Consider the following 21633-nt stretch of genomic DNA (forward strand, 5'->3'; position numbering starts at 1 on the left):
TTCTTTTGCATACTAAGGACAATCCATCTAAAAGGGCACTCATATTAGGCGCAGCCGGCTTTATCGGTAGCCACCTAGTACAACGCCTTAATGCGGGCAATGAGTTTACCCATCTTGCGCTTGCCGGTCATGGAGTAGCCCAAAAATATTATTCATCAAACATGATGATCTTTGATGGATTAATCGATAGCAACATGTTAAACCAATGCCCTACTCCTGATGTGATTCTGTTCGCGGCGGGAAGCGCTTCGGTCGGCGCATCAATCGAAAATCCAACAAAGGATTTCAAGCTGAGCATCCCATCTCTAGTCGATTTATTAGATAAACTTAGAACAAACTGGCCAAGAAGCCGCCTCGTATATATTTCGAGTGCCGCTGTTTATGGCGAATCGTCGTCGATTGCTACTCCCACTCAAAGTCAATTACTACCGCTATCACCCTATGGTCTGCACAAGAAAATTTCGGAAGAATTAATTTTGTTTGAGCTAATTCGCAATCGACTGGACGCGGTTATTGTTCGACCATTTTCAATTTACGGCCCTGGCTTAAAGAAGCAGCTTTTATGGGACGCCTTAAACAAGGCCCAATTAGGCCACTATAGTTTTTTCGGAACAGGAAACGAGATGAGAGACTGGATTTTTGTCGATGATCTGGTGTCGCTTTTGGTTGATATTTCACTGTATCCTGAACGCTTTCCAACTATTTTGAACATCGGAACCGGGATTCCGGTATCGGTAGCCAACATATTGCGGAAGCTCTATACAGCTTTCGGTATTTGGCAAAGTCCGACATTCGTTAACGTGAATAAAGCAGGCGACCCTTGCGACCTAAGTGCCGACCCAATGGAACAGACCCCTTACTCTAGCTATTTTAAAACACCGCTTGACAAGGGATTACAACACTATGTGAACTGGTTTAGATCGATCCAACAATGACGCGAATTGCAATATCTGCCTACTTACGCGGGAATAACTGGCTAGGAGGAGTAAGTTACTTCCGAAGCCTGGTAAGCGCTTTGCGCAAATATCCTGTTCCCAATGAATTCTCGGTAATTATATTGACCAATCAAAGTGAGGCATTTGGCTTTCACAACGACGCTAGTGTGAACATTATCGACGCGCCTTGGCTGGATTCGTTCGGCAGGTTTGATTATCTCTTGAACGGGGTCATCAAAACGAGCGGCTTGATCAATCCTTTGCTTTACCGTTATGCTAAAAAATCAGGCATCGATTTAATAACTCATTCTCCTGTAAATGTGTTGAACGCATGCCCGACGCTATTCTGGATGCAAGATTTTCAGCATTGTTATTTCCCCGAGTATTTTTCCAGGTACGAGCGCGCTAGGCGAGATAGAAATATACGACTATCTAGCAAAGCCGGCGATATTCTATTCAGCAGCAATAGCGCCGCTAAAGATTTCCGCCAATTTTTTCCAGAGTTAACGTCTACCCGGATACACGTTCTACAATTTGCACCGTTACTCGATGACAAAAATAACCTGCCAACACGTCATGAACTATCGCTTAAATATAAATTTTTTGGAGACTATTTCTTTCTCCCAAACCAGTTTTGGCAACATAAAAATCATAGTATAGTCGTCGAAGCGTTACGTCGGTTACCGAGCACATTTCAAGTGGTCGCTACCGGCATTTTATCCGACTCACGAAGCAATAATCACATACAAGACATTCTGGAACGCATAGACCGATATTCTTTGAACGATAGGTTCAAGATTTTAGGCGTTATACCGCGAAAGGATTTGCTGGGTTTGATGCTCCATTCTCTATGTGTGATCAATCCGTCGCTTTTTGAAGGTTGGAGCACGACGGTAGAAGAAGCCAAATACCTCGGCAAACGTCTCTTGTTATCTGACATTCCCGTTCATCGCGAACAAAATCCGCTAGATGCCATCTTCTTTTCGCCGTTGGAACCGGATGAGCTCGCACAGGCAATGCACCGAGTCAAGGACGAATACAGCACGCCCCGTGAACAAACGAGATGGATACAAGGCTGGGATGCTTATGAAACCTCAGCCGAACGATTCTCCAGTCAATACATCAAAATAGCGAAGAAAATTCTATCTTTAGAGCCCCCGGAAAACACATGAAACTGCTCTTCCTATGCAAACGTCGCCCTCAAGGCAGAGACATTTTCACTCAACCCTTCGGGCGTTTTTATTATCTTCCCAAGATATTATCTGAATACGGCCATGAGGGATATATCCTGCTTTTAAGTTACAAAAACGATCCGGAAAGTATCCGTCACGAAAAAAAACTTACATTCCATACTATTTCCGCGCATCCTTGGGGACCAGCTAAGTATTTAATTCAAGTCAATCAAATTACCAGGACATTTCGCCCCGACTGGATCATTGGCTTCTCCGACATATGGTATGGAATTTGGGCGGAGCGAATTTCCAGATCACTTGGAATTAATTCGCTGATCGACGCCTATGATAACTACGAAAGCTATATTCCCTGGGCCAAACCTTTGCATTGGATTTGGCGTTTTGCGTTGAAGAGGAGCACTGCTTTAACGGCCGCCGGGCCGGAATTGGCAATGTTGATGAGTAAAGGCCGAGAAAAAAAACCAGCAACAGTCATTCCAATGGCTGCTGATCCAATATTTCAACCTATTTCTGACAATAATCTTCGAAAACAACTTGATTTACCCAGCAATGTGCCACTAATTGGGTATTGTGGATCTTTATATAAAAATCGAGGGCTGGGCACGATGTTTCAAGCTTTGGAACATTTACTGGAAGATTTTCCAAACGCTAAACTTGTTATCTCTGGGAAACGCGAACACGGCATCGATATTCCGTACAATATTCAGAATGCAATAATTTCACTTGGTTATTTGCCAGATGAACGGATGCCTCTATTACTCAATGCTTTAGATGTTTTTCTGGTCATAAATCGCGATTCAGTATTTGGCAATTTTAGCTATCCAGTAAAGCTATACGAAGCTATGCGCTGCCGTAGGCCAGTAGTTGCCTCCCGTACTAAAAGTACGAGTTGGATATTGAAGGATTATCCAGAATGTTTAGCTGATCCCAATAATCCAGCCGACATAGCTAAATGTATTAAAAATGCATTGTCATGGAAAACGAAAGAATACTCTTCAAGCAATTATGATTGGGAATACTCGGCATCAATTCTAAATGTATTACTTGAGCAAGAGTTCGTTTAAAATCACAAATATCCGTGCACCGAATAAATCCCAGGAATAATCTTCAGCGTGATCTTTGCAACTTTCTGTATTTACTGTTTTTTGGGCATTATCGTCATCATTCATGCGACTCAGTATTGTCTGAATCATCCCATCATAGTCACCTGCCTCGATCAGCCAGCCGGACTGATTATGACTAACCGCCTCCGCTACACCTCCGACGGCGAAAGCGACGGTAGGAAGACCGTGTGCGGCAGCCTCTATCGCCACCATACCAAAACCCTCGACATCACCTGGAAGATCAAGTCCCGGAAAGATATGTAAATGGCTGTCTTGATAAGACTCTGCCAGTTCAGCTTCGTCAACATGGCCTAACAGCCGCACATGATCCGTCAGCCCTAATTCCTGGATAGTCTCTTGGATTCGTTCTTTTATGCCGACTTTATGATGCAAAGCATTATTCGGTTCATTGCCTATGATGACCAATACACAGCGCGGGTAATCTTTAACGATTCTCGGAAGGCAATTGCGGATAAACTCCGGCAAGCCTTTACGTTCGGTTAATCGTCCAACGCTAAGCAGAATTTTATAGTCTTCGGTAAGGCCTAATTTAGTTTTGAATCCATTCGCCGAATTCGACGTTGTAGCCATTTCTGGAATTGTTACGCCGGGATAAACGATTTGAATTTTTTCCGGCTTTATTCGCTGATTAATCGCTAGTTTTTTAGTGTTATCACTATTAACCCAAATTGCATCGGAAGCGCGTATAGCAGGCAAAAATGACATCTGATAAAGCCGATTAGGCAGAACCAAATCTAAACCATGCACAAAGGTTATGACTGGAATGTTAAAAATATAGCCTAATAATCTCGCTGACAGCGCTGTCGCGCCGCTACCCGCAATAATTAAATCTGGCTTATATTGATTACAAAACTTCAGTGTTTTCCAGAAAGAAGACCACAAAAAAGCGTATAGCGGTTTGTAAGAAAATTCGCAGAACAACGTATCGGAATCAAGATAGGCATGACTACCGCATGGCCCGGCAACTAAAACATCAAAATGCTTTTTTAATTCCAGATACAAATGATGATTGAGCCGCTCCATACCACCAGTCAACGGCGGAAAATTCCGCGTCAATAGCAGTATTTTTTTCATTGTTGCCGCCTATCTTCCTCGGCGGATCGATAATGCAACGACGAAATTTGCTCGGAAAGAATCCCGATTAAAAAAATGATCAAGGAAGCCAGTATTAACAGAGCACTCATATTGGTAAAGCGCCCGCTAGTACTAAACGTGTAGGCATAGTATGAAATACCTGCAATAAAAATCGCCGCGCTGATTGGCAAAAATAAGCGCATCGGTGAAAACAATGAGCCTATCCTGAGAATGATGATAAAAAAACGCACGCCGTCTCTAAATAACCTGATATGGCTTTTACCCACTCTCTTTCCGGCTTGTATGGGTACATAAGCCACCGGAAAACCCGAGCGAAAAAACGCCATGGTACTGGTGGTGGGATAGGAAAAACCGTTTGGCAATAGATAAAGAAACTTCCGAAATTTATCCGCCCGCACCGCGCGATATCCGCTGGTCAAATCTTCGATTCGATGCCCCGTCATCACGGAAGCCAAGCGATTGTAAAAATTATTGCCAATTTTCCTGAGCCATGAGGCTTGCGTGCTGACATGCCGGGCACCCACGACCATGTCGTAACCCTTCTCCAATTTGTCCAACAATACCGGAATGTCTTCCGGGTCATGCTGGCCGTCTGCATCCATGAAAACCAATATGTCGCCTTTGGCATTTCGGGCCCCGGTCTTGATCGAAGCACCGTTGCCTTGGTTGTAAGGGTGTCTGACAACGCGAGCTCCCGCATCTTTCGCCACTCGAGCCGTATCATCGGTAGAGCCGTCGTCGACCACCAGGATTTCCGCATTGGGTACAACGATTCTTATCCGTTCCAGAAGATTGCGTAAATTAGCGGCCTCATTTTTTGCCGGAAGAACGATACTGAGCTGTTTTTTTGAAGTCACGTCATTGGGCCAATATGCAAAAAAAATATCAAAAGAAATGTTCGAACCGAGAAGTCTAGCCGAATAAAACCGCGTCTCCAAACAAGACAAACACTCAAAGTCGGTAATTTAACGCGGTCGCAAAGAATGGTGTCTTGCCCGCATCCCAGTTGCCCAAATATCGGGACCCATTAGAACACGAAGCTAGCCGCAGACAGCGAAGCGAATCCATTATGACTGACGAACTTGTTTATAAAGCCATGCCTAAAGGCCTCGCGCTATAATACCCGCAGTTACATTCTGATTGGCTCCAAATCCAAACCACCTTGATCATGCTATCTCACAACATAGTCCTCTACGGCATCAAAAACTGCGACAGTGTCAAGAAGGCTCGCACCTGGCTGGATGCAAGACAAATTGCTTATACCTTCCATGATTACAGAGTCGATGGTCTCGAACCCGCCTTATTGCAACGATTCATCGACAAACTGGGTCTCGATGCCGTGCTGAACCAGCGTAGCAGTAGCTGGCGTCAACTGAGCGACGAACGAAAAAGTGATTTATCGCCCGAAAAAGCCCTGCAACTGATGCTGGAAATCCCTACCCTAATCAAACGGCCCATCCTTGCGTTAGACGACCAATTTTACGTTGGCTTCAATCCCGAGCATTATTCCGCAATCCTATGAGCGAAACTTTAGAATTACTGAAAGAGCTGATTCAGCGCGAATCGGTCACCCCCAACGACCTCGGTTGCCAGGACATACTGGCTGAAAGACTGGTCAAACTTGGCTTTATCGACGAACGCCTGAATTTCGACGATACGCAAAACCAATGGCTGCGGCGCGGCCAACAAGGACCGTTATTCGTGTTTCTCGGCCACACCGACGTGGTGCCGCCCGGCCCGCTAGACAAATGGGATTCGCCACCGTTCCAGCCGACGATACGCGATGGCCAGCTCTATGGCCGCGGCGCGGCGGACATGAAGGGCGGCATCGCGGCCTTTGTCACCGCCGTCGAGCGTTTCGTCACGGCGCATCCGGAACACAAAGGTTCGATTGCGATCCTGATGACCAGCGACGAAGAAGGCATCGCCACCCACGGCGTGGTCAAAGTCGTGGAAGTCCTGGAACAACGGCAGGAAAAAATCGATTGGTGCCTGGTCGGTGAGCCTTCCAGCGACAAGCAAATCGGCGATGTGATTCGGGTCGGCCGCCGCGGCTCACTGTGTGCCAAGCTGACTGTTTTCGGCATTCAAGGCCATGTCGCCTACCCGGAACTGGCGGAAAATCCGATTCATACCTTGGCGCCAGCTTTAAAAGAGCTAACCGAGGAGGTCTGGGATCACGGCAACGCCTTTTTCCCGCCGACCCGCTTGCAAGTTTCCAATATCAACGGCGGCACCGGCGCGGAGAACATCATTCCGGGTCAAGTCGAGGTGCAATTCAATTTACGTTTCTGCACCGAACTGGACGAAGCCACCATCAAGGCCCGTACCCAGGCCATTCTGGATAAATACGGCTTTAGATATGATTTGCAGTGGCGCTTGTCCGGCAATCCGTTCCTGACTTCGCAAGGCGAACTGATCGAGGCCACCCACGCCGCGATCAAAACTGTCTGCGGTTTCGACACCCAAGACGATACCGGCGGCGGCACCTCGGACGGCCGCTTCATCGCTCCGACTGGCGCGCAAGTGATCGAACTGGGCCCGCTGAATGCCAGCATCCATAAGGTCAACGAGCACATCAGCCTGGATGACCTGGAAACCTTGAGCAATATCTACCAGCAGATCCTGGTCAATTTGTTGGCTCAGGGTCACGCTTAAAACTAAGCTTGCTGACGGCCAGCATGGCAAAATCCCGCTGGCCACCCTACCGAACAAGGCTTTCGCCGGGGAAGCATAAAATTGGCGCTATTCGGCAATAGCTAAAACTATTGCACTCCCGAGTGGTGAATGGGATGAACGAGCTTTAGTTTTTCCACTAAGGATTTCGTCAGAAATAACTTCCGCTTATGGTTCCCATGCTCCGCGTCGGAACCTGTCAGGGACGCTCTAACGTCCCGAACCGCAGAGCGGTTCAGGCTGCATTCCCACGCGGAGCATGGGAACGATGAACCTGGAACGGGAAATTATTTTCGACCAACTCATAAGGACTTGCGCGCCTTTAGAGACAGTCGCATGAAAGGTAAATCCGTTCACTCCCCCTGCTGGAGAAGGTTTAGTTGCGCTCAAATCCTGAACAACTTTTCCATAAATCGCTTCTCGAACCAAGCTCACAAAGTTTCATCTGTTCCTGACTCTGCCTGCCGGGTGATTGCGATAGAATACAAAGACGTAAACCGATATCTCCTCAACCTACGCTGTAATCTCGGTAACCATTGAACCGCGGACGCTCAGGATACATGGCCAAACAGGATAGACGATGAAAAACAAAGGGCTTGAGCAGAAATCAGAAAGAATGTGCTGTTGGGCCTATTACCCGGCATTCATCGTATTAGTGGTATCGCTGGCCGCCATATTCATCGTCGCACGCCAAATCGACGCTCGTTACCATCAACGCTTGATCGAGCATTTCAATTTTGAAACCGACCGTGTCACCACCATCATTCGCGAACGCATGGCCTTGCATGGCCATACCCTGATCAGCGCAGCCGGTCTGTTTGCCGCCAGCGATAACGTCACCCGCAAGGATTGGGCTACATTCGTCGGCATTTTGGGGCTGGATATGACTCATCCCGGCGTACAAGGCCTGGGTTTTTCTCAATGGATTCCCGGACAGCAACTAGGACAGCATGTCGCCGACATGCGCCGGCAAGGTTTTCCCGATTATGTCGTCAATCCCATTGGAGAGCGCGAAAATTATTCCAGCATCATCTATCTGGAACCCTTTTCAGGCCGCAACTTACGCGCGTTCGGCTATGACATGTACACCGAACCGGTGCGGCGTAAGGCCATGGAGCGCGCACGCGACAACGCCGAATTGTCTTACTCTGAAAAGGTAATCCTGCTGCAAGAAACCAAGGACGACGTTCAAGCCGGTATTCTGGCCTATTACCCCGTCTACCGTAATGGCTCAATCCCGCAAACCGTGGAACAACGCCGTGAAGCCTTGGTGGGTTGGGTCTATAACCCCTATCGCATGGTCGATTTACTGGACGCGATACTGGGCAAAAAATTATTCGGCCTGCGCTTGGAAATTTTCGATGCCGACAAGCTCTCCAGCGACGGCTTGCTGTACGATAGCCAGCCAAACCCCTTGCCATCGGGACCATCCAACGGCTCGGCGCCAATCACCCGCACGCTGCACCTGAGTTTGGGCGGACATTTCTGGACCTTGCGCTACACGGCGTTGCCCGAATTCATCAGTGCCACCCAATTTACTCAACCGTGGATAGAAATCACGACCCTATTCCTGCTCGGAGCCTTGCTGTTTTTGATCACCTTGGCCTACATCAGCGCTCATCGCAATGCTTCGGTTGCCCAGCAATTATCAAAGTCACTGGAAACCAGTGAAAGAAGATTCCGCCGCCTGTTTGAAAACGCGCCAGTCGCTTATGCGGCGCTGGACCTGCAGGGCTATATGCTTGGTTTCAACCCGCAAACTTGCACGTTGCTCGGCTACACGGTTGAAGAACTGCGCGGCAAAAAATTATTCGAATTCATGAATCCGGACAATCGACAAGAGCTGGAATTAAAACTTCACATGCTGGACCATGCTGGCGTATTGGAAATGGAGCTGCCGCTGCTGAGAAAATCCGGGCACGCGCTGACAGTGATTCTCGATGGCAGAATGCAGAAAAACAAGTCTGGCCAAAGTATCGTGCATTGCATCCTGACCAATATCACCGATCGTAAAAAAGCCGAAAACAAGCTGCAACTCGCGGCCCGCGTTTTCACCGAAGCGCAAGAGGGCATTACGATCAGCGATGCCAACGGCACCATCATCGACGTCAATCCGACGTTTTGTGCCCTGACGGGCTATGCGCGCGAAGAAACGATAGGGCAAAACCACCGCATGTTCCAATCGGGCCGCCATGACGCGGCGTTTTATCAAAAGCTTTGGCAAACCTTGCAAACGACTGGCCACTGGCAAGGTGAAATTTGTAATCGCAAGAAAAGCGGCCCACTGTACATCGCCAGCCTGACCATTTCAGCGATGCGCAATGAAAGCGGCGAAATCGTCAACTATGTCGGTTTGTTCTCGGACATCACGCAAGCCAAAATTCAGCAGCAACAACTCAAAAAATTAGCCCATCACGACCCGTTGACGGGCCTACCCAACCGAGTGCTGTTCACCGACCGTTTCAACCAGGCACTAGCGCATTGCAAACGCAATAAAGCGCTATTGGGCGTGGTTTACATGGATCTGGACGGATTCAAGCAAGTCAATGACAACTTGGGCCATGATGCCGGCGATCAATTGTTGATAAGCGTTGCGGCTCGCATCAAAGCCAGCCTGCGGGAAGAAGACACGGTTTCGCGCTTGGGCGGGGATGAGTTTGCGCTATTGCTGAGGGATATCGAATCCAAACCTCACTGCGCGCAGCTGCTCGATCGCATTCATCGAGCCATCGTGCAACCCTACGAGATCGCCGGCCGATCCGTCACCATTGGCGTCAGCGGCGGCGTCACCTTGTATCCCTTGGATAATCAAGACGCCGACGCACTGTTGCGCCATGCGGACCAGGCCATGTATCAAGCCAAACAACAAGGCCGCAATCGCTTTGAATTTTTTCCCACGGTCGAGCCTTGAGGGCTTCACCATTGAGGAAGCAATGCACGTGGCGCAATCCTGTGGCCGGCAAAAAACTCAAATCAGCCCTTGCTCGACAAACGAAAATGGCTTAAGCCACTATCAAACTGTTTTCCTGAATCCGTGACTTAAAAGGCCATCCACGGCCGCAACGCAATGATTTAAAACGCTTATTCTGGGATAATACCGCTATTCTTCCATTCACCCGGCGAGTGATTCATGAAGCGGTTTATCCTGGAGCAATCTGAAACTGAATTTTATACCAGCCATTCTGGATTAGCCTTGGTCGGTTTATGTTTGAATCAATATGGCCAGCTCAATCAGGCGCTGGAAAAAGGTATTCCGCTACGGCACGGTATTGCTCACGCCGATATTATCAAAAGCTATATAGGCACCCTTAGCCTGGGCAAAAGCGACTTCGAAGCCATCGAAAACCATCGCGACGACGACTATTTCAAAGCCGCGCTCGCCATTCATCAAGTACCCTCCAGCGCCCGCCTCAGACAGCGACTGGATGAACACGCCGACGCCTTATTACCGATCATTTATCAAAGCAACCTCGATTTTCTGGCTCACGCCCAGGTGCCGGTAACGCCGTTAGCCACAGGCCATGTCGCGTTGGATATCGATGTTTACCCCATGAACAACGAAAAAACCTGCAAAGAAGGCGTCTCCCGAACCTACAAAGGTTTTGACGGCTACGCCCCGATTGCCCTCTATCTGGGTAAAGAGGGCTGGTGTATTGGTAATGAACTGCGCGAAGGCAAGCAGCATTGCCAATACGAATTCCGCTATGCGCTGGAGCGCGGACTCGCCGCCGCGAAACGTTTGACGACTTTGCCTTTGTTGGTCCGGCTGGATGGCGGTCACGACGCGCTCGACAATCGCATCGACTTACACGAAGCCGATCAGGTCGATTTCATCATCAAATGGAACCCGCGTAAACAAGATGCCGACGCCTGGCTGGCCTACGCCGAACAACACGGCCAGTGGACCACACCGCGCGAAGGCAAACGCGTGGCCTTGTTCAGTGTCATGGAGCAACACACTCGCAACGGTAAAACCTATACCTGTCGCAGGGTCATGCAAATCACCGAGCGCACCATCACGGCTCAAGGCCAAGCCCTCGTGCTACCGGATATCGAAATCGAAGGCTGGTGGACCAGTCTGCCGGTGGCCGATTACGACGATGCCATGGTTATTGCCCTCTATCGCGACCATGCCACCGCTGAACAATTCCACAGCGAATTCAAGACCGATCTGGATATCGAGCGCCTGCCATCCGGCAAGTTTGCCACCAACGACCTGATCATGAGCCTCAGCGCCTATAGCTACAACATCCTGCGCTGGATAGGCCTGATCGGCTTGCTGGGCGAACAAAGCCCGGTCAGGCATCCTGCCAAGCGGCGGCGTATCAAAACCGTGATCCAGGAACTGATGTATCTGGCCGCGCGACTCATCCGTAGCGGGCACCGGCTGAAGCTGCGCTTTTCACAGAGCTGTCCCGGTTTCATCGCTTTTGAATCCACCTACGCCAAACTCGCCGCCGGCTAGCGACTGATCGCTCTGCCATCGATAGCACAACGCCGCAAATTCACAGTGGCTTGGGAATCCTGCGCCTAAAGTCCATCAAATTGAATCATGCAGGGAAAATATTCCAGATAATACGCTGCATTTCTAGCCGTTAAACTCGATTGCCCGGACCACACTTTTAAATTCAGCGAATTTTGGAAGAGTATGACGAATAAAAGGTCTGGCAATATGTGGAGTCACGGATTCAGGTGTTTTATAAAGAAATTATTTTTCTGATTGAAAATAGGGTACGCGCAAAAGGTGGGCTTACCTGGGAATGGACATAAAAAAACCGGGCTGCCCCGGCCTGTAAAATTAAAACTGCTTATCTAAACCGGCTTGTTGAAGCGCGGCGTTTGCGGTGTGTCTCGACTTGATTTTGCCATCAACGACAAAGTTCTTTTGCGACACTGGACTGAACCAGATTTCATGATCTCCTTTGCCTTGGCGAACAAAGTAGCAGCCCTGGGCTTTCAAAACCTTTTTGAGTAGTGGGGTAAAGTCTCCCATCAATGCGCGTGGGTTCTGGTTGTCATAAAGCCATCCAGCATAAACGGCAATTCATCCCCGGTCAGCTCTTGGTGGTTCAACGCCATCAATTCCGGTATGACGATTTTTAGCCGCTCTATCAAGCCGTCAATGGTACTTGCCTCGATTGCCAGCCCGGCGACGTCATTACTGGTTGCTACCCACACATGGGCTTCTTCATCCCATTGGGCGCTGATCTTTAACGGTTGATTCATGGCGGCTTTGGTTTTTAGTAGAAAGGTTCCAACCATAGCAAATAGGACAGAGTGAAGCAATTGCATAAAATGGCATAAAAAACCGGGTTTTCCCGGTCTGATTATTACATAATCACATTGGGCTTTAGCCCCTCGCCATCGTCTTTAGCCTCAAAACGCACGTCATTTTTTATCCAGGCGCGAATCCCTTTGTCGTTCATCTTGCCCATGCTCAACACGCGTAAAAAACCATATTCCGCCCATTCAGTGGATGCGGAAAAGTTAAGCCTGTAAAGAAACGTCTGTGACGGTCCGCTACAGCAAACCATTCTCGGCAAACGAAAAAGGCTGACCATCGCCGACGATAAAGTGATCGAGTACGCGAATATCGAATAAAGCCAGCGCCTGTTTCAGTTTGTCGGTGATTTGCCGGTCGGCCTGGCTGGGTTCGTTGATACCGGACGGATGATTATGGGCAAAGATTACCGCCGCCGCATGATGAAACAAGGCCCTTTTCGCCACTTCGCGCGGATAGACGCTGGCACCGTCTATCGTGCCGCGGAATAATTCTTCCCATTGAATGACCCGATGTTGATTGTCCAGAAACAGGCAGGCGAATACTTCGTAGCTATAGCCTCGCAACTGGACACTGAGATAGGCCCGGGTAATATCGGGGCTGGTCAACGCATTACCGCGTTGCAGAATTTCGGAAAAATGCCGGCGGGCCATTTCCAGCACCGCTTGCAGCTGGGCATATTTGGCGTCGCCCAGGCCGTGGCTCTGACAAAATCGCTCGCGTTCCGCGCCCAACAAGCCGCGCAAGGAACCGTACTCTCTGAGCAGTTCGCGCGCCATATCCACTGCCGTTTTCCCCGCTATGCCGGTGCGCAGAAAAATGGCTAATAACTCGGCATCGGTCAGCGCAGCCGCACCGCGTTGCAATAATTTTTCCCGCGGCCGCTCGTCGGCGGGCCAATCCTTGATGCTCATACGTCGCTCCAGTCCATTAAAACGATTTTAAGCATAGAAGAATCGGGGCGAGTTTGCCATAATTGCCCCATTTTGAATCAAGGGATGCAATCATCGACACGCGAATCTTATTAGGCGTTTGCGGCGGCATTGCCGCTTACAAATCGGCGGAACTGGTGCGCTTGCTGCGTAAACGTCATTGCGAAGTCCGGGTCGTCATGACCGCTTCCGCCCGGCAATTCGTGACGCCCTTAACCTTCCAGGCCTTGAGCGGCAATCCGGTACATACCGAGCTGTTCGATGCCAACCAAGAGCAGACAATGAGTCATATTCATCTGGCGCGCTGGGCCGATTTACTGATCATCGCGCCGGCCAGCGCCAACACCGTGGCCAAAATGGCCCACGGCCTGGCTGACGACTTGCTCTCGACCTTGTATCTGGCGGCGGAATGCCCTGTTTACATAGCCCCGGCGATGAATCAGGCCATGTGGCATAAAGCCGCAACGCAGGACAATATCGCCCGTTTGCGTCAATACGGTGTCAGCATCATCGGCCCCGCGGCCGGCGAACAGGCTTGCGGCGAACAGGGGTTTGGCAGAATGAGCGAACCCGAGCAGATTTGCGAGCAAATCCTTGCCCAAACCGGTCAGGCGACATTAGCCGGCGTCAGCGTGGTGATCAGCGCAGGGCCTACCCGCGAGCCCTTGGACCCCGTCCGCTTCATCAGCAACCGCAGTTCCGGCAAGATGGGTTATGCGCTGGCGGAAGCCGCATTGCGAGTCGGCGCCAATGTCACCCTCATCAGCGGGCCGGTTAATTTACCGCCCCCTAGCGGCGTCAAGCTAGTAAAAGTTGAAACCGCTCAACAAATGTACGATGCCGTGCTCAGCCAAAGCGGGCAATGTGATATTTATATCGGTGCCGCCGCAGTGGCCGACTATAGACCATCGCAGATCGAAGCGCGCAAGATCAAAAAGCAACACGACCATGGCGTCATTACACTGGAAAAAAATCCGGACATCATCGCTGCGGTAGCAGATCAACCCAACAGGCCCTTCGTCGTAGGCTTTGCAGCGGAAACCGACGATTTGGAAAATTATGCCACCGGCAAGCTGCGCAGCAAGAAATTGGACATGATCGCCGCCAACTGGGTCGGACAACACGAAGGCGGCTTCGATAGCGACAACAATGCCTTGCAAGTCTATTGGTCCGGCGGCAGTCAACACCTGCCGATGACCGACAAACACCACCTGGCAGAACAACTGCTGACGCTGATAAGCGAGAAATTTCATGAAAAAAATACAACTCAAGCTTCTTGATCCAAGATTAGGCAACGAGATTGCGCTGCCGAGCTACGCCACGCACGGCTCGGCTGGTCTCGATCTTCGCGCTTGCCTGGAACAGGCTATTACCTTGCAACCCGGCGAATCGACGCTGATCCCGACCGGCCTGGCAATTCATATCGCCGATCCGCATTTGGCGGCCGTGATATTACCGCGTTCCGGCTTGGGTCATAAACACGGCATCGTGCTGGGCAACCTGGTGGGCTTGATCGATTCGGATTATCAAGGCCAAGTGTTCGTATCCTGCTGGAATCGTGGCAGTAATGCGTTTACCATCGAAATCGGCGAGCGCATTGCCCAAATGGTGTTCGTGCCCGTGGTGCAAGCAGAATTCGAATGCGTAACCGAATTCGAGGAAACCCACCGCGGCAGCGGCGGCTTCGGCCATTCCGGCCGACATTGAGGCAACCAGCGGAGAGCAAAGCATGGGACGTATTTTCGGCATCATCGCAGCGATATCGGCATTGATGATCATGCTGGTAGGCGCCGGCACCTACTGGTTTTCCGCGGCGGATGCCAAAAGCGCCAAACGCGACGCCGCCGACTCGATCATCAATAACCTGGCAACCAGCGTCTCCCTGCAAATCGACATGCTGCAAAAAAGCGTCGACGGCCTGGCCCGGTCGCCCGAGGTGATTGCGGCCTTGAGCACGGCCAATCCAGAAATCATCAAGGCCACGGCGGCAAAACTGCAAACAACTATCCCGCATAACCTCAGATTGCGCCTGCTGTTGCCCAACGTCAATGATCTCGATGAAACCGAGATGCCGCACATGGGTTTTGGCGACCTGGAAATGGTCCGCGCGACGTTGACGAGCAGCCCAAAACCTGTGATTCAAGGCGAAGCCGATGATCGTCATCTGGCGATCACCAGCGTCGTTCTGAATGGCCAGCAAGTGGTGGGCGTGGTCTTGGCCAGCGTCGACCCCGACTTTCCCACACAAATTTTGGCTAAAACCCAATTAGTCAATGGCTTTGTCGAGCTGAAACAGGACCAACTGGTTCTGGGCACAATCGGCGACCCCGCCGTCAAAAGCGATGATCCCGTTTCCATTCCTGTCTCGAATACACGCTGGAAAATCGATACCTGGACTCAAGTGAACGCCAGTCTGGGTGACATTACGATCCTTAGCGTCATCATCGCCATTCCGGCCTTGCTGGCCTGCCTGGCATTTTTCATGGGCTACCGCAAACTGACCGAATTTTTTCGCCAAGACCAAAGTAGCATACTGAAAGCCGCCAAGGACATGATCCAAGGCAAGCATGTCGGCAACTACCCGATGCAACTGGAAGAAATGCAGCCCATCATCGCCGCGATGACGCAGTTCAAACGGGTGATTAGCCAGGACGGCGACATCTCGACCGGCAGGGACAAGGACGCGGAAAAAGACGACTTTTTCGAGGAATCGTTTGACCTGGATTTTCTCGAGGATACTGCCCCCGTTACCCCCCAACCGCTCGTAAGTGAATCTCCCCTCGCCACGGCTAAACCAATGGCTCCCGCCTCCGACGAGGCCGAGGATGACTGGCTGGAACAGACTGACCCCGAGCCGGCCTTCGAATCGCAAGCACCGGAAAGCTGGGATATGGATACTGCTAATACGGCCAGCTTGCCCGTCTTCGATGTCCCCCCATCGCCCCCCGCGATAACCTCGCCCTCGTTAGCAGTCTCGAGTCCGAACATTTTTCATGACTACGTCATCAGCGGTATCGTTGGCCAAGGCTTGGATGCCGAACTGTTCGGCAATATCGGCCGGGCATTCGCCAGCGAAGCCAAGCAACTGAACGTCAAAACCATCGTGGTGGGCCGTGACGGCCGCAACGCCAGCAAAGCCCTGGCGGACGCATTGATTCAAGGCATCGTTTCCACCGGTTGCGATGTACTGGACATTGGCCTGGTTCCGACCCCGGTGCTCTGTTTCGTCAGCCACCACAGCGAAGGCCGCACGGGCGTCATGGTTACCGGCAGCGACTTGCCCGCGGACTATAGCGGCTTGAAGTTGGTGCTGCACGGCGAACCGGTCGCCAAGGAGCAAATCCAGCGCGTGAAAACCCGTATCGACACCCACGATTTCAGCCTGGATCAACCAGGGGCTGTCGAACAAAATACCCTGTTCAGCAATGAATACATCGGCATCATTTCCGAGGATGTGCATATCGTCAGACCAATGACGGTCGTGGTCGATTGCGCGAACGGCGCCACCAGCCAGTTCGGCCCGATGTTGTTGAAAACCATAGGCTGCGATGTCGTGGAACTGAATTGCGACATCGATGGCGCATTCGCCAACCATGCCGCAGCCCCCACTAACCCTGGCAATCTTGAAGCGCTGATCAAGGCCGTCAAACTCAACAACGCCGATGTCGGCATCGCCTTTGACGGCGACGGCGACAGACTGGGCTTGGTCGATTCCAGCGGCAACCTCATCTGGGCCGATCGCCAGCTGATGTTGTTTGCGCGTGACGTTTTGACTTCCAAACCCGGCGCCGAAATCATTTTCGATGCGGCCAGCTCCAAACATTTGCCGGATCAAATCAAGAAACGCGGCGGTTACCCTGTGCCCTGGAAAAGCGGCCGCACGCCTTTACAGATGCGTCTGCGGGAAACCGGTGCCGCGCTGGCCGGCGACGTCAGCGGCCACTTTTTGTTCAACGACCGCTGGTTTGGTTTTCCAGACGCGTTATACGCCGCGGTGCGGATGATAGAAATTCTGTCCGCCGACATGCGCGCCAGCCGCGAAATCTTCGCCGATCTGCCCGGCGGCCTCGCCACGCCGGAATTCCGCCTATCGATGCCGGCCGGGGAAAGCATCCGCTTCATCGAACAACTGTTCAGCCAGGCTCAATTCACGAATGCCGACATCGATAATACCGACGGCTTGCGCGCAAACTTCCCGGATGGCTGGGGCCTGGTCAGGGCCGCCAAGACCTTGCCGGGATTGGAGCTACGCTTCGAAGCCGATGGCGCCGAAGCCATGAAACGCATTCAGACCGAATTCAAGACCTTGATGCTCGCGATCAAACCCGATATCTCTCTGCCTTTTTAACCGACCCATGATGAAAGAAAAAACCGCTCACCAGATTGCCCATGTTTTGACCGAAGCCCTGCCCTATATTCAAAAATTCAAGGGCAAGACCGTCGTGATCAAATACGGCGGTAACGCGATGATAGACGACAAACTCAAGCACGGTTTCGCCCGCGACATCGTGCTAATGAAGCTGGTTGGCATCAATCCCATCGTCGTGCACGGCGGCGGCCCGCAAATCGGCGATTTACTGAAAAGACTGGGCAAAACCTCGGAGTTCATCGACGGCATGCGCGTGACGGATGCCGAAACTATGGATGTGGTGGAAATGGTGTTGGGCGGCTTGGTCAACAAGGAAATCGTCAACCTGATCAATCAACACGGCGGCAAGGCCGTCGGCTTGACCGGCAAGGACGGCAATTTCATCCATGCCCGCAAGATCAGCATTACCAAGGCCGGCGCCAATCTGGCCGATGCGCCGGAAATCATCGATTTGGGCCATGTCGGCGAAGTCAGCAGCATCGATCCGTCGGTGGTGGAAATGCTCGGCAGCAGCGATTTCATTCCGGTGATCGCACCGATAGGCGTCGGCAAGGATGGCCATTCCTACAACATCAATGCCGATCTGGTAGCGGGTAAAGTTGCGGAAGTCTTGAAAGCGGAAAAATTGATGCTGTTGACCAATATCCCCGGCATTCTGGACAAGGAAGGAAATTTGTTGACCGGACTGACCCTGACCGACATCGACAATTTGATAGCCGACGGCACGATCTCGGGCGGCATGATTCCGAAGACCCGCTGCGCCACCGACGCGTTGAAAGGCGGCGTCACCAGCGTCCATATCATCGACGGACGCATCGAGCATTCGGTCTTATTGGAACTGTTTACCGATCAGGGTATCGGTACCTTATTGCTCAGACGATAACTGGGATTGCAGGTAAGCGGAAAAGCCCCGGCGTATGGCCTGGGCTTTTTCGCTGGCGCACAATTCCTGGCCGATATTCGACGCCTTGCAACGAATATCCAGAAAAATACGCTGTATCCCGGCCTGTTCCAATTTGGATGCCGACAGGCTGAAATCATTATCATTGACGGGCGCCGCCGTCATGACCAGTTTGTCCGATTCCACGTCCCGGCCCGTGGTCGCATATTTGTAAACATATTCGGCGGCGTGCTTCCAGGCTTTTTCGCATTGTGCAGCATCCTGGCAGACAAACAAACCCAATTCATTATTGGCGTTACTGGCGGCCAATTTGCTTTGATTGGCATCGGCATCAGTATTTGCTTGAGTCAAGAATTCGAAACGCGCCATATCGGCCCTAAACTCGCGCTCGGCCGCTTGCCGTTCTTTCTCATGGCGCTGCAATTCCTGCTCGGTCATGGCTATTTGCTGTCGGGTTGCGGCGATGTCCTGCAGCAATTTTTCCGGTACTTTTTGCGCGTTACGCTCGTGATTGGCGGCTTGCTGCTGTTGCTGCAGCAGTTGCTGCTCGAAACGCTGCTTGTTACCGTCTATCACTCTTTTCTTGCCGTCCAACAAGGCCAATTTATTTTCCAAGGCCCGATTCATGTCCTCCAAACTGCGATACGTGGCAAGCAGCACTTTGTCGGCGGCAGCCTGTTTGGCGATGATTTTTTCCTGTTCCTTACGCAGCTCTTCCAGGCGTTTTTGTCTCGCCAGTTCCTCGGGTGATCTGGCTTTTTCGACCACGTCCAGCACCTGCGCCTTTTCGTCCAGGGTTTCACGCTTGTGCTGGACTTGATCGGGCGGCACCTGATCGGAAAATGTGACATTCCCCTCTTCATCGACCCAACGATATAGTTTTTTTTTCGCATGACTGTCGGTCGTCCCAATCAACAGCAGCGGGATCGCCAACAACAATGCAATCGAACCGGATTTGAGGCGCATATCGGCTTGGATTAACTTAACAGGCTCGCCAAGTCATGCAGCGGCGGCAAAATCATCATTTTTGCCAGTTGCAGCAAAACCAACGCGACCAGGGGTGACAAATCGATGCCGCCAAGATCCGGTATCAAGCGGCGGCAGACATTCAACAAGGGGTCGGTCAAACTATAAAGCAGCGACGACGCGCCGCTATAACTGCCCTGCGCAAACCAGCTCAAAATGGCGCCGGCAAAAATCGCATAGATGAAAATGTCCATCACCATTTTCAACAAGTCGGTAAAGGAAAGTACCGTCAATGCCACGATGCTTATCGTCAAACCTTTGATGGCCAGAATCGCGAAATTGGCGACTATCTGCAACAACAAAGCCAATACCAATGAGGAAGAATCGATGCGTCCGACCGCCGGGATGAAGCGGCGCATCATGCGCAAGGGCGGATGCGTGATCTTGACCAGAAATTGCGAGATCGGGTTGTAAAAATCGGACTGGGTCCATTGCAGCAAAAAGCGCAACATCACCGCGAGGATGTACAGTGAGAACATGGTGTCTATCAAAAACACCACCGGGTCGGTCATGTAATTAGAACCCATCAATTGGCTCCCAGTTGTTTGGACATCTCTACGGAACGATCCTTGGCGGCCAGCAAGGCCTTGGCCACCAACTCGGAAAAGCCGTGCTGTTGGAAAGTCTCGATAGCCTTTTGCGTCGTGCCGCCCGGCGAAGTGACCCGCTCGCGCAATTGGGTCGGCGACTCGGAAGATTCCAGCGCAATCTTGGCCGCACCCAAAGCGGTTTGCTGTACCAGCAAGCGGGCGGTATGTTCGTTCAAACCCATCTCGATGGCGGCTTTTTCCATCGCTTCCATCATCAAAAAGAAATAAGCCGGCCCACTACCGGAAACCGCCGTGACGGCGTCCAACTGACTTTCGTCATCCACCCACAACGCAAGCCCAACCGCGCGCAAGATGTTTTCGGCCTGATCTTTTTGTTCTTCGTCGACATTGGCGTTGGCATGCAGCGCGGTCGCTCCGGTTAGCACCAACGCCGGCGTATTCGGCATGCAGCGCACGATGGCGACATCACCACCCAGCCACAGAGCCAAGCTGGTTTGGGAAATGCCGGCCGCAATCGAAACCACCAGGGATTTTTTTTGCCGTATCAACGGGGCAATTTCCAGCGCCACTTCCCGCAAAATTTGCGGTTTGACCGCAAGCACGACCACGTCCACTTCCTGCACGATTTTGGCATTGTCCGGCGAAACGTTGACATTGAGCCTGTCGCGATGGGCCTGCAGCGCATCCGCGGAGGTATCCGACACCCAAATCTGTTGCGGTGAATGGCCACTGGCGATGAGCCCGCTGATCAGGCTGGTTGCCATGTTGCCGCCACCAATAAAACCGATTGTTCTTGTGTTCATAGCATGTAGTTAATTTTTAAATCCAATGATCGATTAGTGAGGTTAAACGCATTCTACATGACTATGGAGGCGCTGGAGCAAATCTCAAGTGCCGTTTCAATGTTCTAGCAGGTGCCGGAGGCGAATGCCGGCTAACTCCAAACAGACCATATAAGCAGCATGGCCTATCAGCAACGCCAGACTCAGCCCCTGGCCAGCGCGATAACTGGGCTGGGCAAACAATGGCGAAAACCAGATGGCCGCCCCGATCATGCAGAGGTTAAGAAACACCGGCCGCACGCGTTCAAGATCGCCCCCGGCGAAAACCGTCAGTGTGATGAACAGCAAATACAGTTGTCTGCTCAAGCCCCTTTTCCTGACGCATTAAAAGAGGTTGACAATCATAGCATCCAAAAAGATAATGTGCGGTTTCTAATCCACTCGAATGAACTGATACTTTATGGCTAATTCACCACAAGCTAAAAAAAGAGCGCGTCAGGCAGAGAAAAGCCGTATTCGCAATGCCGGACAGCGCAGCAACCTTCGCACTTTCATCAAGAAAGTCATCGCTGCCGTCAGAGCTGGCGATAAAGAGCAAGCCCAAGCCGCGTTCAAATCCGCCGTACCCGTTATTGACTCAGCCGTCAACAAAGGCGTGATTCACAAAAACAAAGCCGCTCGCAGCAAAAGCAGACTCAACGACAAACTGCGCGCCATGGCGTAATCGCTGAACGGGCGACAAATACCTAAAAGGCTGATGCCGTAATG

21 protein-coding genes are annotated in these 21633 nt (G+C 51.4%); 12 read left to right on the forward strand and 9 right to left on the reverse strand.

Annotation, left to right across the window (positions count from 1 at the left end):
* The first annotated feature begins 5 nt into the window (after positions 1 to 5).
* The 3 genes from NM686_RS17185 to NM686_RS17195 are packed head-to-tail and all read left to right on the forward strand — an operon-like array spanning position 6 to position 3192.
* The gene (locus tag NM686_RS17185; RefSeq protein WP_255189077.1) at positions 6 to 935 is read left to right on the forward strand and encodes an NAD-dependent epimerase/dehydratase family protein; all 930 of its coding nucleotides are present in this window, start codon (positions 6 to 8) and stop codon (positions 933 to 935) included.
* Entirely contained in the window at positions 932 to 2107 is a 1176-nt protein-coding gene (locus tag NM686_RS17190) for a glycosyltransferase family 4 protein (RefSeq protein WP_269021874.1), read from the forward strand. Before NM686_RS17185 ends, NM686_RS17190 begins: the two co-directional genes overlap by 4 nt.
* Positions 2104 to 3192 (forward strand): glycosyltransferase, encoded by a 1089-nt coding sequence (locus NM686_RS17195; RefSeq protein ID WP_255189079.1) that lies wholly within the window; start codon positions 2104 to 2106, stop codon positions 3190 to 3192. Before NM686_RS17190 ends, NM686_RS17195 begins: the two co-directional genes overlap by 4 nt.
* Here NM686_RS17195 and NM686_RS17200 read toward each other — a convergent pair.
* Together NM686_RS17200 and NM686_RS17205 are read right to left on the reverse strand one after the other, a co-directional pair.
* Positions 3169 to 4326 (reverse strand): glycosyltransferase family 4 protein, encoded by a 1158-nt coding sequence (locus NM686_RS17200; protein ID WP_255189080.1) that lies wholly within the window; start codon positions 4324 to 4326, stop codon positions 3169 to 3171. The two genes, NM686_RS17195 and NM686_RS17200, sit on opposite strands and share 24 nt — an antisense overlap.
* Complete coding sequence (locus NM686_RS17205) at positions 4323 to 5204, reverse strand: glycosyltransferase family 2 protein (RefSeq protein WP_255189081.1); 882 nt, start codon at positions 5202 to 5204, stop codon at positions 4323 to 4325. The genes NM686_RS17200 and NM686_RS17205 overlap by 4 nt, the downstream gene beginning before the upstream one ends.
* 311 nt (positions 5205 to 5515) lie before the next feature.
* Between NM686_RS17205 and NM686_RS17210 the strand changes: the two genes are divergently transcribed.
* The 4 genes from NM686_RS17210 to NM686_RS17225 all read left to right on the forward strand — a co-directional run bounded on the left by NM686_RS17210 (position 5516) and on the right by NM686_RS17225 (position 11488).
* Positions 5516 to 5869, forward strand: a complete 354-nt coding sequence (locus NM686_RS17210; RefSeq protein ID WP_255189082.1) for an ArsC family reductase — start codon at positions 5516 to 5518, stop codon at positions 5867 to 5869.
* Positions 5866 to 7005: a succinyl-diaminopimelate desuccinylase gene (gene dapE, locus NM686_RS17215; protein ID WP_255189083.1), complete on the forward strand. Its 1140-nt coding sequence runs from the start codon at positions 5866 to 5868 to the stop codon at positions 7003 to 7005. Before NM686_RS17210 ends, dapE begins: the two co-directional genes overlap by 4 nt.
* 598 nt (positions 7006 to 7603) lie before the next feature.
* Complete coding sequence (locus NM686_RS17220; RefSeq protein ID WP_255189084.1) at positions 7604 to 9934, forward strand: sensor domain-containing diguanylate cyclase; 2331 nt, start codon at positions 7604 to 7606, stop codon at positions 9932 to 9934.
* A 219-nt stretch (positions 9935 to 10153) separates the two neighbouring features.
* Positions 10154 to 11488 (forward strand): IS1380 family transposase, encoded by a 1335-nt coding sequence (locus NM686_RS17225; protein WP_255188233.1) that lies wholly within the window; start codon positions 10154 to 10156, stop codon positions 11486 to 11488.
* A 333-nt stretch (positions 11489 to 11821) separates the two neighbouring features.
* On the opposite strand, the gene NM686_RS17230 is transcribed toward NM686_RS17225, so the two are convergent.
* The 3 genes from NM686_RS17230 to radC all read right to left on the reverse strand — a co-directional run bounded on the left by NM686_RS17230 (position 11822) and on the right by radC (position 13218).
* Positions 11822 to 12016, reverse strand: coding sequence for a type II toxin-antitoxin system HicA family toxin (locus tag NM686_RS17230; protein ID WP_255189085.1), 195 nt, complete (start codon positions 12014 to 12016; stop codon positions 11822 to 11824).
* Positions 12016 to 12249, reverse strand: coding sequence for a DUF1902 domain-containing protein (locus NM686_RS17235; protein WP_255189086.1), 234 nt, complete (start codon positions 12247 to 12249; stop codon positions 12016 to 12018). Before NM686_RS17235 ends, NM686_RS17230 begins: the two co-directional genes overlap by 1 nt.
* 294 nt (positions 12250 to 12543) lie before the next feature.
* Positions 12544 to 13218 (reverse strand): RadC family protein, encoded by a 675-nt coding sequence (gene radC, locus NM686_RS17240; protein WP_255189087.1) that lies wholly within the window; start codon positions 13216 to 13218, stop codon positions 12544 to 12546.
* 62 nt (positions 13219 to 13280) lie between these two features.
* Between radC and coaBC the strand changes: the two genes are divergently transcribed.
* From coaBC to argB, 4 genes are read left to right on the forward strand one after another with little or no spacing between them, the layout of a single operon-like run.
* Positions 13281 to 14516 (forward strand): bifunctional phosphopantothenoylcysteine decarboxylase/phosphopantothenate--cysteine ligase CoaBC, encoded by a 1236-nt coding sequence (coaBC, locus tag NM686_RS17245; RefSeq protein ID WP_255189088.1) that lies wholly within the window; start codon positions 13281 to 13283, stop codon positions 14514 to 14516.
* Complete coding sequence (gene dut / locus NM686_RS17250; RefSeq protein ID WP_255189089.1) at positions 14488 to 14943, forward strand: dUTP diphosphatase; 456 nt, start codon at positions 14488 to 14490, stop codon at positions 14941 to 14943. Before coaBC ends, dut begins: the two co-directional genes overlap by 29 nt.
* Positions 14944 to 14965: 22 nt before the next feature.
* Complete coding sequence (locus NM686_RS17255) at positions 14966 to 17584, forward strand: phosphomannomutase/phosphoglucomutase (RefSeq protein ID WP_255189090.1); 2619 nt, start codon at positions 14966 to 14968, stop codon at positions 17582 to 17584.
* Between the two features lie 10 nt (positions 17585 to 17594).
* Entirely contained in the window at positions 17595 to 18488 is an 894-nt protein-coding gene (gene argB / locus NM686_RS17260) for an acetylglutamate kinase (RefSeq protein ID WP_269022986.1), read from the forward strand.
* On the opposite strand, the gene NM686_RS17265 is transcribed toward argB, so the two are convergent.
* From NM686_RS17265 to NM686_RS17280, 4 genes are all read right to left on the reverse strand, one after another.
* Positions 18471 to 19472, reverse strand: a complete 1002-nt coding sequence (locus NM686_RS17265) for a DUF4124 domain-containing protein (protein WP_255189092.1) — start codon at positions 19470 to 19472, stop codon at positions 18471 to 18473. The genes argB and NM686_RS17265 overlap by 18 nt on opposite strands.
* Before the next feature lie 11 nt (positions 19473 to 19483).
* Positions 19484 to 20059: a YggT family protein gene (locus tag NM686_RS17270; RefSeq protein ID WP_255189093.1), complete on the reverse strand. Its 576-nt coding sequence runs from the start codon at positions 20057 to 20059 to the stop codon at positions 19484 to 19486.
* Positions 20059 to 20886 carry a pyrroline-5-carboxylate reductase gene (gene proC / locus NM686_RS17275; RefSeq protein WP_255189094.1) on the reverse strand — a complete coding sequence of 276 codons (828 nt, stop codon included), beginning with the start codon at positions 20884 to 20886 and terminating at the stop codon, positions 20059 to 20061. The genes NM686_RS17270 and proC overlap by 1 nt, the downstream gene beginning before the upstream one ends.
* Before the next feature lie 96 nt (positions 20887 to 20982).
* Positions 20983 to 21231, reverse strand: a complete 249-nt coding sequence (locus NM686_RS17280; RefSeq protein WP_255189095.1) for a hypothetical protein — start codon at positions 21229 to 21231, stop codon at positions 20983 to 20985.
* 94 nt (positions 21232 to 21325) lie between these two features.
* On the opposite strand from NM686_RS17280, the gene rpsT reads away from it, so the two are divergent.
* Positions 21326 to 21589: a 30S ribosomal protein S20 gene (gene rpsT / locus NM686_RS17285; protein WP_255189096.1), complete on the forward strand. Its 264-nt coding sequence runs from the start codon at positions 21326 to 21328 to the stop codon at positions 21587 to 21589.
* Positions 21590 to 21633: the final 44 nt, after the last annotated feature.

Source organism: Methylomonas rapida (assembly GCF_024360925.2).
Classification (GTDB): domain Bacteria; phylum Pseudomonadota; class Gammaproteobacteria; order Methylococcales; family Methylomonadaceae; genus Methylomonas; species Methylomonas rapida.

Coding starts and splice junctions, on each gene's coding strand:
- NM686_RS17190 (WP_269021874.1), top strand. CDS start 932: ATGACGCGAATTGCAATATCTGCCTACTTACGCGGGAATAACTGGCTA.
- NM686_RS17195 (WP_255189079.1), top strand. CDS start 2,104: ATGAAACTGCTCTTCCTATGCAAACGTCGCCCTCAAGGCAGAGACATT.
- NM686_RS17200 (WP_255189080.1), bottom strand. CDS start 4,326: ATGAAAAAAATACTGCTATTGACGCGGAATTTTCCGCCGTTGACTGGT.
- NM686_RS17210 (WP_255189082.1), top strand. CDS start 5,516: ATGCTATCTCACAACATAGTCCTCTACGGCATCAAAAACTGCGACAGT.
- dapE (WP_255189083.1), top strand. CDS start 5,866: ATGAGCGAAACTTTAGAATTACTGAAAGAGCTGATTCAGCGCGAATCG.
- NM686_RS17220 (WP_255189084.1), top strand. CDS start 7,604: ATGAAAAACAAAGGGCTTGAGCAGAAATCAGAAAGAATGTGCTGTTGG.
- NM686_RS17225 (WP_255188233.1), top strand. CDS start 10,154: ATGAAGCGGTTTATCCTGGAGCAATCTGAAACTGAATTTTATACCAGC.
- NM686_RS17230 (WP_255189085.1), bottom strand. CDS start 12,016: ATGGGAGACTTTACCCCACTACTCAAAAAGGTTTTGAAAGCCCAGGGC.
- NM686_RS17235 (WP_255189086.1), bottom strand. CDS start 12,249: ATGAATCAACCGTTAAAGATCAGCGCCCAATGGGATGAAGAAGCCCAT.
- radC (WP_255189087.1), bottom strand. CDS start 13,218: ATGAGCATCAAGGATTGGCCCGCCGACGAGCGGCCGCGGGAAAAATTA.
- dut (WP_255189089.1), top strand. CDS start 14,488: ATGAAAAAAATACAACTCAAGCTTCTTGATCCAAGATTAGGCAACGAG.
- NM686_RS17255 (WP_255189090.1), top strand. CDS start 14,966: ATGGGACGTATTTTCGGCATCATCGCAGCGATATCGGCATTGATGATC.
- argB (WP_269022986.1), top strand. CDS start 17,595: ATGAAAGAAAAAACCGCTCACCAGATTGCCCATGTTTTGACCGAAGCC.
- NM686_RS17265 (WP_255189092.1), bottom strand. CDS start 19,472: ATGCGCCTCAAATCCGGTTCGATTGCATTGTTGTTGGCGATCCCGCTG.
- NM686_RS17270 (WP_255189093.1), bottom strand. CDS start 20,059: ATGGGTTCTAATTACATGACCGACCCGGTGGTGTTTTTGATAGACACC.
- proC (WP_255189094.1), bottom strand. CDS start 20,886: ATGAACACAAGAACAATCGGTTTTATTGGTGGCGGCAACATGGCAACC.
- rpsT (WP_255189096.1), top strand. CDS start 21,326: ATGGCTAATTCACCACAAGCTAAAAAAAGAGCGCGTCAGGCAGAGAAA.